Annotated in this window: 14 protein-coding genes; 11 read left to right on the top strand and 3 right to left on the bottom strand. The window is 46.0% G+C overall.

The annotated features are described in order from the left end of the window. The first annotated feature begins 46 nt into the window (after positions 1-46). The 4 genes from A3773_RS08050 (at position 47) to gmhB (ending at position 4,314) form a co-directional block, all read left to right on the top strand. Positions 47-493 (top strand): YtoQ family protein, encoded by a 447-nt coding sequence (locus tag A3773_RS08050; protein WP_067984842.1) that lies wholly within the window; start codon positions 47-49, stop codon positions 491-493. Between the two features lie 147 nt (positions 494-640). Beyond that, positions 641-1,612, top strand: a complete 972-nt coding sequence (gene glyQ / locus A3773_RS08045) for a glycine--tRNA ligase subunit alpha (protein ID WP_067984840.1) — start codon at positions 641-643, stop codon at positions 1,610-1,612. Further along, the gene (gene glyS / locus A3773_RS08040) at positions 1,612-3,660 is read left to right on the top strand and encodes a glycine--tRNA ligase subunit beta (RefSeq protein WP_067984838.1); all 2,049 of its coding nucleotides are present in this window, start codon (positions 1,612-1,614) and stop codon (positions 3,658-3,660) included. The genes glyQ and glyS overlap by 1 nt, the downstream gene beginning before the upstream one ends. An 84-nt stretch (positions 3,661-3,744) precedes the next feature. Then, the gene (gene gmhB / locus A3773_RS08035; protein ID WP_231902170.1) at positions 3,745-4,314 is read left to right on the top strand and encodes a D-glycero-beta-D-manno-heptose 1,7-bisphosphate 7-phosphatase; all 570 of its coding nucleotides are present in this window, start codon (positions 3,745-3,747) and stop codon (positions 4,312-4,314) included. Between the two features lie 143 nt (positions 4,315-4,457). On the opposite strand, the gene A3773_RS08030 is transcribed toward gmhB, so the two are convergent. Beyond that, positions 4,458-5,126 (bottom strand): outer membrane protein, encoded by a 669-nt coding sequence (locus A3773_RS08030; protein WP_067984836.1) that lies wholly within the window; start codon positions 5,124-5,126, stop codon positions 4,458-4,460. Between the two features lie 263 nt (positions 5,127-5,389). Here A3773_RS08030 and A3773_RS08025 point away from each other — a divergent pair, with 263 nt between their 5' ends. From A3773_RS08025 to A3773_RS08015, 3 genes are all read left to right on the top strand, one after another. Next, positions 5,390-6,103 carry a response regulator transcription factor gene (locus tag A3773_RS08025; protein WP_067984834.1) on the top strand — a complete coding sequence of 238 codons (714 nt, stop codon included), beginning with the start codon at positions 5,390-5,392 and terminating at the stop codon, positions 6,101-6,103. Then, positions 6,100-7,653: a sensor histidine kinase gene (locus A3773_RS08020; protein WP_067984832.1), complete on the top strand. Its 1,554-nt coding sequence runs from the start codon at positions 6,100-6,102 to the stop codon at positions 7,651-7,653. The genes A3773_RS08025 and A3773_RS08020 overlap by 4 nt, the downstream gene beginning before the upstream one ends. Before the next feature lie 165 nt (positions 7,654-7,818). Continuing rightward, positions 7,819-8,151, top strand: a complete 333-nt coding sequence (locus tag A3773_RS08015; protein WP_231902169.1) for a hypothetical protein — start codon at positions 7,819-7,821, stop codon at positions 8,149-8,151. A 4-nt stretch (positions 8,152-8,155) separates the two neighbouring features. On the opposite strand, the gene A3773_RS08010 is transcribed toward A3773_RS08015, so the two are convergent. Then, complete coding sequence (locus A3773_RS08010; RefSeq protein WP_067984830.1) at positions 8,156-8,464, bottom strand: DUF1330 domain-containing protein; 309 nt, start codon at positions 8,462-8,464, stop codon at positions 8,156-8,158. 168 nt (positions 8,465-8,632) lie between these two features. Between A3773_RS08010 and soxR the strand changes: the two genes are divergently transcribed. Next, complete coding sequence (gene soxR, locus A3773_RS08005) at positions 8,633-9,109, top strand: redox-sensitive transcriptional activator SoxR (protein WP_156473472.1); 477 nt, start codon at positions 8,633-8,635, stop codon at positions 9,107-9,109. A gap of 265 nt (positions 9,110-9,374) precedes the next feature. Here the strand turns inward: soxR and A3773_RS08000 are convergent, their stop codons facing one another. After that, positions 9,375-10,274, bottom strand: coding sequence for a LysR family transcriptional regulator (locus A3773_RS08000; protein ID WP_067984828.1), 900 nt, complete (start codon positions 10,272-10,274; stop codon positions 9,375-9,377). Between the two features lie 149 nt (positions 10,275-10,423). Between A3773_RS08000 and A3773_RS07995 the strand changes: the two genes are divergently transcribed. The 3 genes from A3773_RS07995 (at position 10,424) to A3773_RS07985 (ending at position 12,190) form a co-directional block, all read left to right on the top strand. After that, positions 10,424-10,966, top strand: coding sequence for a carboxymuconolactone decarboxylase family protein (locus A3773_RS07995; RefSeq protein WP_067984826.1), 543 nt, complete (start codon positions 10,424-10,426; stop codon positions 10,964-10,966). Between the two features lie 65 nt (positions 10,967-11,031). Further along, positions 11,032-11,496 carry a nuclear transport factor 2 family protein gene (locus A3773_RS07990; protein WP_067984824.1) on the top strand — a complete coding sequence of 155 codons (465 nt, stop codon included), beginning with the start codon at positions 11,032-11,034 and terminating at the stop codon, positions 11,494-11,496. 214 nt (positions 11,497-11,710) lie between these two features. Continuing rightward, complete coding sequence (locus tag A3773_RS07985; RefSeq protein WP_067984822.1) at positions 11,711-12,190, top strand: 3'-5' exonuclease; 480 nt, start codon at positions 11,711-11,713, stop codon at positions 12,188-12,190. Positions 12,191-12,696: the final 506 nt, after the last annotated feature.

Raw genomic sequence — 12,696 nt, 5'->3', positions numbered from 1 at the left:
AGGCGGTAGAATAGATTTTAAGTGACTACAATTTGAGACTTTAACCATGCGTTACACTGTATATCTTTCTGGTGAGATCCATTCCGACTGGCGCGATCAGATCAAAAGGGCGATTAACCAAAATGGCCTACCTATCGATGTATTAACACCCAATACGAATCATGAATCCAGTGACGGCTGCGCCACCGAGATTCTAGGCCCTGAAACATCCGATTTTTGGACCGACCACAAATCGGCCAAAATGAATACCATGCGCCATATGACCGCCATCAAACGTGCGGATATAGTGATCGTGCGTTTTGGTAATAAATACCGTCAGTGGAACGCGGCGTTTGATGCAGGCTTTGCTATCGCGAATGGAAAATCATTGATTGTGGAACATGCCCCAGAGCTAACACACCCACTCAAAGAGATTGATGCCTGCGCTCATGCGGTTGCAGAAAACACCGAACAGGTGATCGAAACCTTAAAATACCTCTGCCTAGATTACTGATTTTTCGACCGAATCTTGGGCAGAAAGCCGTTCTGCCCAAACTTTTCAGCAAAAAATCTATTTTATCCCCGCTTCTCCACTTTTCCTAAGCCCGATTGTTCATTTTTTGTTGTATAATTCCCGCCTAATTTTTCGGCCAATTTTACAATGGTGAACTCTGTGACTGATAAGGCAACCCCAGACGTAAGCACATTTCAGGGGCTGATCCTTGCTCTGCAGGAATACTGGGCAGAGCAGGGTTGTGTAATCGTACAACCACTTGATATGGAGGTTGGTGCGGGCACCTTCCACCCATCTACTTTTCTCCGTGCAACCGGACCTGAAACATGGCGCTCTGCCTATGTTCAGCCAAGCCGTCGCCCAACGGATGGCCGTTATGGTGAAAACCCTAACCGTCTACAGCATTACTACCAATTCCAGGTTGTATTAAAACCATCCCCTGACAATATCCAGGAACTCTACCTTGGCTCGTTACGCCGTATGGGGGTAGATCTAGGTATTCACGATGTTCGCTTCGTAGAGGATAACTGGGAGTCACCCACACTGGGTGCTTGGGGCTTAGGTTGGGAAGTCTGGTTAAACGGTATGGAAGTTACTCAGTTCACCTACTTCCAGCAAGCCGGTGGTTTAGAGTGCTACCCCGTAACCGGTGAAATCACCTATGGCCTAGAACGTATTGCGATGTATCTGCAAAACGTAGATAGCGTTTACGATCTGATTTGGGCTAAAAACCCAGATGGTTCAGTGGTCACTTATGGCGATGTTTTCCATCAAAACGAAGTAGAGCAATCCACGTACAACTTCGAACATGCAGACGTACCTCAACTGTTCAAACAGTTTGACCATTGCGAAGCAGAGTGCAACAAGTTGCTTCAACTTGAAAAGCCACTGCCACTCCCTGCATACGAACAAGTACTGAAAGCATCACACACCTTCAACTTACTGGATGCTCGCCATGCGATCTCAGTAACTGAACGTCAGCGCTTTATCTTACGGGTACGTACACTGGCCCGTGAAGTTGCCAGCGCATACTTCAATACACGTAAAGCGTTAGGATTCCCGCTAGCACCTGAAGCAATTCGTCAGGAAGTACTGGCTAACTGCGAGGAGAATAAATAATGTCCCAACACGATTTTCTCGTAGAACTTGGCACCGAAGAGCTGCCACCTAAAGCCCTTAAGACATTGTCCGATGCGTTTACTCAAGGCATCACATCAGGTCTAAAAGAAGCGGGCGTTAGCTTTACCGACGTAAAAAGCTTTGCCTCTCCACGCAGACTTGCCGTGCTCATTAGCGCACTGGATGAGAAACAAGCAGACCGTGATATTGAACGTCGCGGCCCATCGGTAAAAGCACCAGAAAAAGCGGTCGAAGGCTTTGCTCGTTCATGCGGTGTGACGGCTGATCAGCTAGAAACCATCACGACCGACAAAGGCGATTACTTCAACTTCCGTAACACGGAAGAGGGTAAAGCGACGGCGTTACTACTACCGACACTGGTTGAAAACTCGCTAAACAAACTGCCGATCCCTAAGCGTATGCGCTGGGGTGCGTCACGGGTTGAGTTTGTTCGCCCTGTTCACTGGCTTGTCATGCTACTGGGTGACGACGTTATCGACTGTGAAATCCTGGGACTAACATCAGGCCGTAAAACACGCGGTCATCGATTCCATTACAACAATGAGATCGAGCTGATTACCCCAGCAGAATACCAAGCTCGCCTGAATGAGCCGGGCATGGTTGTTGCCGATTATGAAGCACGTAAAGAGATGATTCGCGAACAAGTGATTGCGGAAGGGCAAAAGCTCAACGCAACGGCACAGATCGACGAAGACCTACTTGACGAAGTTGCCTCACTGAATGAGTGGCCTGTTGCTTTAACGGGTCGCTTTGAAGAACGCTTTTTAGACGTTCCGGCTGCTGCACTTATCTCCTCCATGAAGGAGCACCAGAAGTACTTCCACCACTTAGACAGTGAAGGAAGCCTTCTGCCGAACTTCACCACTATCTGTAATATTGTCTCCAATGACCCGCAACAGGTAATTGAAGGTAACGAAAAAGTTATCCGTCCTCGCTTGTCCGATGCCGCCTTCTTTTTTGAAACGGATAAGAAAAGCACGCTTGAATCCCGCGTCGAAAAACTTAAAACAATTGTCTTCCAAAAAGACCTTGGTACCCTGCATGATAAAGCATCACGCATCAGCACCTTGGCTGGAAAGATCGCGCTGGCACTAGGCGAAGATAAAGCGAAAGCAGAGCGAGCAGGCCTGCTTGCTAAAACCGATCTAATGACTGACATGGTGTATGAGTTCACTGACCTACAAGGTCTTATGGGCTACCACTATGCACTCAACGATGGGGAAGACAACGACGTAGCACTGGCGCAAAACGAGCAGTACATGCCTCGCTTCTCCGGTGACGAGTTACCACAAACAGCGCCCGGCATCGCTGTAGCGATCGCTGACCGTCTAGACACCCTAACGGGCTTGTTTGGTATTAATCAGCCGCCTACAGGTTCTAAAGACCCGTTCGCACTACGCCGTGCTGCACTGGGTGTGCTTCGCATTATTGTGGAACGCAACTTAGACCTAGACCTGCGTGATCTGCTGGTTATCGCGTCCGACAACCACACGAGCCTACCCGCCCGTGACGGACTTGAAAGCAAAGTACTCGACTTTATGCTGGAACGTTTCCGTGCATGGTATGAAGATGCAGGCATTAATGCAGAAGTCTTCTTGGCCGTGTTGGCGATCAAACCAAGCCGTCCACTAGACTTTGACCGTCGTGTTAAAGCAGTGAACCACTTCCGCAGTTTGACCGAAGCTAACGCGTTGGCAGCCGCCAACAAACGTGTATCTAACATCCTGTCAAAACAGGGCGTCACTGGCACAACCGATGTTGATCCAGCCCTCTTATCAGAAGAGGCTGAGAAGTCACTCGCGGCAGCAATAGACACACAGAAAGCGACTTTAGCGCCACTGTTCGCAGAAGGTAAATATCAAGAAGCACTTGAATCACTCGCGGGTTTACGCGCGCCAGTTGATGCGTTTTTTGAAGATGTCATGGTGATGGCCGACGACGAAGCGATCAAAAATAATCGCCTAGCTTTGCTTAGCCAACTTCGCGCACTCTTCTTAGGTGTTGCAGACATATCCATTCTCGGATAAACATCCGCTTTCAGATACAATACAAGCCGGCGACTACGCCGGCTTTTTTGTGTTTCACGTGAAACCTACAGTAAAGATTTAGTGGTGATTCAATTGACTCAGATCGACCCGTGCAAACTTATCATCCTCGACAGAGATGGTGTCATTAATGAAGACTCCGACGCTTACGTAAAGTCACTGGATGAATGGATCCCCATTCCGGGTAGTATTGAAGCGATCGCAGATCTATCTAAAGCGGGCTACATTCTCTGCGTTGCGACCAACCAATCAGGACTGGCGCGAAACTATTTTGACGAAAGCACGCTGCATGCAATGCACGAAAAACTAACGAACCTAGTAAGCGAGAAGGGCGGCGTTATACACACAATAGAATACTGTCCTCATGGTCCAGACGATCAATGCGGATGCCGAAAACCACTCCCTGGCATGTTCAAAAAAATTGCGAACTTGTTTGGGCTTTCAGATCTATCAGGCTCTTATACCGTTGGCGACAGCGCGCGTGACCTTGTCGCTGGAGGCGAACTCAACAGTCAGCCGATTTTGGTAAAAACAGGTAAAGGGTTAAAAACCATCGCCGCAGAAACCTACCCAACGGGCACATTGATTTTTGATGACTTAAGCGCATTTGCCGAACACCTACGCCTTAAAGCCTAACGTAAAAGCCACGGCCAATATGCCAACCTTACCCCTTGATCCCACACCCTTCACCCAGCAAAAAACTCAGTGTTTCACGTGAAACACTGAGAGTAAAAACCGTAAAAGTAAGGAAGGGGCTTGTACGGTAATGTTAGCGGACGCTAAAAAGCGTAACTCACTGACAATTTAAGACTATCGAAATCAACCTCATTTGGATTCAACTTGCCCGGCACAGCCACCTCTGGCAAAGGATCAAAACTAAGATCGTTGATCTGAATATACTCACCTTTCACCGACCACTGATTATCCACTTGGTATTCAAAGCCCGCCCCTAAAGACAGCCCCACTTCCGACGTATCGCCGCTTCGCATAGGTGGCGCAAAGGGGTAGCTATTATGAATATCAAAATCTAACACGGTCGCACCGGCGATCCCATAAACCGAAAACTTAGGGGTAACATCAACCCCAGCTTTAAAATTAATACCGTACGAACTATTCAGTTCCAACTGCGTTTGCAGCATGTTATTGATATTTGTTGTCTCGGCATTTTCATCGGTGTAAAACGCTTCCGCTACAACAAACGCATCATCGGTTAAATGCATTTTATAGCCGAGATGGACACCAACAGCCGCATCCGTTTCTTCTGCAAAACTGGTAATACTTGGATTAGTACCACTGCCAGTATTACGTTCAATGCTGTGACCAAACGTAGAACTCTGCAACTGACCACCCACATAAAAACCATCAGCAGCCATCGCCCCCGAACTCACTACTGAGGACAAGACAACAGCCGAAGCAACCAGACTTAATTTAGCGTTAAAACGATTCATTAAAACTCTCCGTCTAAACGGCTCAACAGAGACCGCCATATAATTTCAGATCGGAGTCAGTTTAAAAAAGAGGGCGGAAGAAGGTATCCAGAGAGGCTAACAATAAGGTCTTAATTCTATCCGCAGATATCACAGAAAAACAAAATAGCCCGCTCTCCGTGATACTCCTGTGAGAACTGATCGATAGAATTAAATCATCAATCAACTGTCATAACCTACTCAGCACTAAAAACGTGTCCGCATTTAAGTACAGGCCAAACCCTATGGAAAACAGAAAAATACTGATCGTTGAAGACCAAAAGGATATCGCCGATCTATTAAATCTACACCTTGGCGATTTGGGTGCGGCAGTGACACTTTCCGCCGACGGTCATGACGGCCTGCAGAAAGCCCTGACCGAAAGCTGGGATTTAATCATTCTCGACATACAACTACCCGGACCGTCTGGGTTGGAAATTTGCCGCTGCGTACGGCGGGAACAAGCCTATATTCCTGTGCTATTACTCACCTCAAGATCAAGCGAATTAGATCGAGTGCTGGGCTTAGATCTAGGCGCCGACGATTACATCACAAAACCCTTTAGCGTGATGGAATTAATTGCCCGTATTCGAGCGGTGTTTCGTCGAGAAGCGGCCATGCAGACAGTAACCGCCAGTAAAAATCGGATAATAAAAGCCGGTTCGCTCACCATAGATGAAGATCATCGCAGCGTGTTTTTAGGCGAGGAGGAGATCGACCTAACGGCACGCGAATTCGATCTGCTCAAACATTTCGCCTCACACCCAGGGCGGGTTTTTCGACGCTCGGAACTCTTAGATCAGGTTTGGGGCTATGGCCATGACGGCTACGAACACACAGTCAATTCTCATATCAATCGGCTTAGAGCCAAAATAGAGCAGGACGCGAACAACCCAAAACAGATCGTCACCATCTGGGGCGTGGGGTATAAATTAGAAACCTTAGGCGCTGACGCATGAGCCAACCAACCGTTAATCGATCCCCGTTAACCCGTACACTCAGCAGCAAGCTATCCATTGCGCTCATACTCATTCTCATCTCATCCAGTGTGGCTATGTTCCTTGCGGGCCAATTTTGGATGAAACAATACAACGAAGAGATAACCCAAAAGATAAATGCCAGTATCGCAATGTACATTACAGACGCCTACGAACTGATCGGTAAGGATGACGAAAAGCCTAAGCTCGATGTGATAAAAGAACTCTCTCGCCAAGCAATGATCATCAATCCCATAGCCGAAGTTTACCTGCTGGACAGCACTGGCAGAATCATCGCCCACGCATTACCGGAAGCAAGCATCCAGCAAAGAACAATCCCCTTAGACCCCATTAAAGCCTTTATCAATGGCGATGCAGTATTCCCATTGCATGGCGTTGACCCACGCGATCCCACACAGACTAAAATATTTTCCGCCGCCCAAGTACCTAACAGCGGAGCGGCTCAGGGCTATCTGTACGTGGTTTTAGGTAGCAAGATATACCAAGAGATGGGCAAAGATATAAAATCCAGCCACAGTCGTTCTATGGCGGTGATGACCCTGTCTATGATCGGTTTAGCTGCCGTCATCGCAGGCGTTTTGATCTTTAGCTTACTGATAAATCCCCTCAACAAGCTAAGCAAAAGGATAGGCCAATTTTCCGAACAACAACGCGGCAATACACGGGGGCGCAAACACAGCTCTCTAAGCCACTCCCTAAGTCAGCAAGCAACGTCGCCACCCGCTAAAGATGAGATCGACCAGCTACAACAAACCTTTGGCCAGATGACGGCACAGATCGAGCAACAGTTTGATCAACTAAAGGACGCCGACAATTCACGCCGCGAACTGATTGCCAATGTATCCCATGATTTAAGAACCCCGTTAGCATCAGCCCAAGGCTACTTAGAAACATTACTCATCAAAGACAAACAGCTTAGCCAAAACGAACGCTTACACTATCTAAAAACAGCGATCAGCAGCACAACCCGTTTAGGTCAGTTAATCGGAGATCTATTTGAGCTCTCTAAACTTGAGGCCATTAATGTGGCCCCTAAATTTGAAACCTTCTCCTTGGCAGAGCTCGTTTACGACACCTTACAAGAGTTGGAACTAGAGCTAAAAGAGAAGGGTATCCACTACCAAGTTATCACCCCCAATCACAACCTTAATGTGCATGCGGATATCAGCCTTATCCAGCGGGTCTTTGAAAACCTCATCCGTAATGCCATCGCTTACACCCCTAAGAATGGCCGCATTGTTTTTCAACTTGAGGCCCAAACAAACGTCACAACGGACGCTATTAAAATAAGCATTAGCGATAATGGCGCAGGTATAAGCCAAGATGACCTACCTCATATCTTCGAACGCTTTTATACCAACCCAGACAAAAGCAGGGAAGCGAACCACTCAACAGGACTCGGCTTAGCGATTGTGAAACGAATCCTAGAACTCCATAACAGCCCCATCAACGTACAGAGCACACTCAACCAGGGAACCTGTTTCGAGTTTTCATTACCGTTCGCCGCCTGAGCATCAACATAAAAAGCGGCCCACAAATGCCCTAGATAGAATCCATACACAGCCTAAAAAGGTCGCCATTTACCTATAACACCTCGTCGCCTTTCGCTCACCTTTTATCATAACCCTAGAAACCAATACGGCAAGTTTGGTAAATTAAAGCCAGAGGTGGGAGCCATGAAACCCGACACAACGGAAGCGATGCAAACGCTCATCAAGCAGATCAGAGAGGCCATTCCATTCGACACACCGATTGCCTTAATGTGTAACGGCCCTTGTACTGGCTGCGCCAAAAAGCTCTTAGATTATTTAGATATGGAGCTGCTCGATAAAGAAAGAACTTACAGGATGGTAAAATGCCTAACCTTGGTGAGATCGACAAACTGGCAAAAACAGCCAAAAAAATATATATCTCTCTTCAGAAAAATGGCCTTATCAGTTAACAAAAAGGGAGGGGGGACGCCTTATCACCACAGATCAAATCCGGTTCTGCTTCTCGCCAACCTGTAGCAGTCTAGACTATTAGGGATAAGAATAAGCGTTTAGAAACAATCTCTGTTTGTAGGTACTTTAAGGCACGATACTCCGCAGAGTTTAGACACTTATCTAATGCATCCATAGAAGAGAAGCGGAACAGAATAAAATCAGAGCCAGGTTTCCATTCACCCTCCAAATGCTCAACCAGTTGCTCCGTACGACCCACTACCAAAACCTCCGCACCATATCCAGCAAAAAAAGGAATAACGCTTTTGTTATAAAAACTTAAGGGGCTCGCTTCCTCAACGAGCAGCGCACTAGCAACAAGATAAACGGGCGATAGCATAAAACCATTCCTATTACTTAAAAACTGAGCGCCTATTACAGCACTCCTTTGATTGCGACCTTCAGGGAATTTATGCATTCATTCCGCCTCGTAAAACAGGTTACTTGCCATACAATGCGGAGCATTCTAAAATCTCAACCTTACTTGAGGTCAAGCGATTTTTATTAAATGATGAACAAAAAATATGCGGCACAAGAAGAACTGTCAGTGGGTGAAGTCTCATCAAGGAGTGGATTACCCGTCTCGACTATCCACTTTTATGAATCGAAGGGGCTTATCAGCTCACAAAGAAATAACGGCAACCATAGACGCTACAAACGAGGGGTATTAAGAAAGCTTGCGGTTATTAAGGTAGCGCAGAAAACCGGCATCCCGTTAGAAGAAATTAAGCAAGCGATGAGTCAATTATCAAATGATAAAACCATCACAGCAGAGGATTGGAATAATCTAGCAGAGCAGTGGAGAACAGATCTAAACAAACGAATCAACCAACTAACCCGCTTAAGAGATATTTTGGGCAGCTGTATCGGCTGCGGCTGCCTATCTGTAGATGAATGTAAACTCTTTAACCCAAAAGATAGCGTCGCCGTAAATGGCCCTGGGGCATATTACCTAGACCCTAATGTGCACTTAGGTGATGAATAAAGCATTTAATTTAAAGCAAACAGACAAAGAGGATAGCAACTTTTCCCTTTATTCACGTTTAGGCCTACCTGTTCCACGTGAAACAAAAATTGCAGAAAGGGAGTCTCATTTATACCAACGGCCAATGTTGTCATTTCCCTATGGGCCTTGTATTTACACACTGAGATTAGAATAAGAGTTAAACTAACGTCCTATTCTTGGCTTATAGGCCCGTGTTAAGTCCACCCTTGAAATAAGCACCTAAACCGAGCAAGCTATTTAACTGTTAGTTGATAAAAGGGTTAGCTCGCAATCGATCAACCGCCAAATCAATAAACGATCGAATTTTAATATTAGCCTGCCGCCCCTCTAAATGAATAATATTTACTGGAAACGAATCGATCTCGTAATCACATAAAATACGCCGTAACGTTCCAGCCTGAAGCTCTTCCCCCACCTGATAAGACAGTAACCGTGTAATACCAAAACCCTGCTTAGCTGCTTCAATAGCCGTTCCGTTTTGGCTGCAGTACAAACGAGGAAATACCTTTACTGAAAGCTTTTTTTGAGATAATTCAAACCGCCACGTTGTCGATGACTCAACAGTCGACGCAAGTATTATTTCATGCTTGGCAAGATCAGCAGGACTTTCCGGTGTACCATTTTTTTCAAGGTACTCGGGTGAAGCACAAAGAATCCTCTGAATACTCCCCACCTGAGTTGCAAACATGCTGGAATCTTTCAGATGTCCTATCCTAATTGCTACGTCTAAGCCCTCATCGAGAATGTTACTAACGCGATCATAAAATGCAGCCCGCACTTCCACTTCGGAATTTTTCCGTAAGTACTCTGTTAAAATAGGAGCTATATATTTTTGCCCAAATAAGACAGGAGCGGTTACGGACAGAGCACCTTTAGGGGTTGCATAGCTCCCTGAAGCGGCAGCCTCAGCCTGAGCGAGATCATCTAGAATTCTCTTGGCATCAGTAAAGAACCGCGCCCCAGCATCAGTTAACCGAATATTCCGAGTAGTTCGATTAAACAAACGCACACCCAAAGTATGCTCTAGTTGTGCAATTGACCGAGTAACTGTAGGCGGTGACAAGTCCAGTTTTCGACTAGCCCCGACGAAGCTCTGACATTCTGCCACTTCTACAAACACCCTCATTGTTTCGAGCTTATCCATTACACATCACCCAAACACCAAGCCTTATTATTTCAGAATAAGTAATAGTTAATTCTAATATTATTCAATTATTTTAGTTTTGATCAATTGTATATTAAGTCTTGCAATTAAATAACGTTTCAAATTCATCCAGAGCCTAGGAGAAAAACATGTCTAGAATACCGACCCCCGCAACTATCCAAGACGCACCAGAAGCATCACAAAGCTCTCTTGAAGCAGTCAATAATTTGCTAGGCGTTGTCCCAAATATGTTTCGATTAATTAGTAATAGCCCACAAACCCTAGAGGGCTATTTAAGTCTTAATAGTTCGCTTGGAAACGGCTCCCTCGATACATCAACTCGCGAACGTATTGCATTAGCTGTGGCTGAAGTAAATAGTTGTGACTACTGCCTAGCTGCGCATAACTACCTTGGCACTAACGTGGCTAAACTAAGCCCTGAAGAAATCGAATCCAACCGCAACGGCTCATCGCGCGACCCCAAAGCGGCAGCAGCAGTAGAGTTTGCCGTAAAAATCACTAAAAACCGTGGTCAAGTGTCTGATGGTGACCTCCAAACCGTCCGCGATGCTGGATATTCTAATGCTGAGATCGTTGAAATTGTTGGTCACGTTGCTCTGAACACCTTAACAAACTTCATGAACGAAGTTTTAGGCACCAAAGTTGATTTTCCAACGGTTGAGGCACTGTAACCTCGTTTTCTAATCAGGGGGACGGGGATTACCGCCCCCCCTTTATTTTTAAAAAGGAGCCCATCATGCCCAGACCCCCTTTACCTCCCTTCACTAAAGAAACAGCTATTGAAAAAATACGCATGGCCGAAGACGGCTGGAATTCACGCGACGCAGCCAAAGTCGCGCTTGCTTACTCAGAAAATACTCAATGGCGTAACCGTACACACTTTGTATCCAACCGTCAGGAGGCCGAAGATTTTCTCTCTGGCAAATGGCTTAGAGAACATGAATATCGCCTGATTAAAGAGCTTTGGGCGTTTACTGGTAATCGTATTGCGGTTCGATATGCTTATGAATGGCGTGATGATAGCGGTAACTGGTTCCGCTCTTACGGCAACGAGAATTGGGAATTTGAAGCAGACGGTCTAATGATTAACCGCTTTGCTTGTATTAACGATCTACCAATAAAAGAAGAAGAGCGTTTGTTTCGCTGGCCTCTAGGCCCCCGACCAAAGACCCACCCAGGCCTAAGCGACTTAGGCTTATGATTTTCTCGGATGGCTTTTACAAACAATATAAAAGCCATCCGAGGCCATCAAAACTACTTACACATTACGTTCAGGGTGTAGTTTGGAGCTAGCACATAACTTTTCTCCACAAGTTATGCTAATTCATTTATGGCGTGATCTTCGCAAAAAAGCGGCTTTATTCAGCTGTGAGCGATACTCATCCATATGATGAGAAACAAAGAAGGGTAAAGTAATGACTCACTTATGGATAGTAGATATCGAAGCAAGTGGACTCAGTCCAAATAGTTATCCTATTGAGGTTGGCCTTTACAACGGCCAAAAGGCCTATCACTCGCTTATCATTCCCGAGGAGTCTTGGTGCCACTGGAGCCTTAAAGCAGAAGCTATGCATGGCATTTTACGCAAGACGCTATTCGAACAAGGCAAACCCATAGCCGTTGTTGCAAAAGAGCTTAACCGGCTTTTAGGAACAAACGTTGTTTATAGCGATCATGAAGATTGGGATGGCTTTTGGTTGAAACGTTTATTTAGTGCTGTAAATATAACGCCCAACTTTAGGGTTGCAGATATTAACGAGCTTTTGAACAACGAGACAATGAGTATCTACGTCACCACCCTTGATAAACTAAGCAAGCGAAAAGATCATCAAGCCCACCGCGCACTGAATGACGCACACATCATTCACGGTGCAATATCAAGAGCCTTAGCATAAAGGCATAAGCAATTCGGCGCGCTCCATCAACACGCCTAAAATCTACAACCAACATGGCAACAGGCGAAGTTACCTGGCTCATTCAACCTATTAACTCTATTTAATATAAAGCCACATGTTTAAAGGCAGAACTAAATGTACCTAAACTTAGCAGCGAAAATTACACAATGTTTCACGTGAAACACCCTGCCGGTTTGTTAATGTTTGCTAATGATCGTGCCGTTACTATCTGGCCATTATAGCTAGCAACCGTAAGCCAAAAACGGGGCTTCGTTTAAGTAACCCGTCAAAACGCCCATCGTTCTAGCCCGACATTTACAGCCTAGGCTTAGCTTTAATAGCATGCCGAATCGCGTTATAGATTAACGGAGCAACGACTAACGAACTCAACACCAGCAGCGCAGACGACAACATAAAGAACGAGCCTTAAAGGGGAGGGCACGATAGATCAGAAAACTTAGACGTTGTAAGGCTCATCTACCAGTAGAAAGGTTTTCCTGTTTACC

The sequence above is a fragment of the Neptuniibacter pectenicola genome (genome assembly GCF_001597735.1).
GTDB classification, from domain to species: Bacteria; Pseudomonadota; Gammaproteobacteria; order Pseudomonadales; family Balneatricaceae; genus Neptuniibacter; species Neptuniibacter pectenicola.
This window is presented reverse-complemented; position numbering and strand designations above follow the sequence as displayed.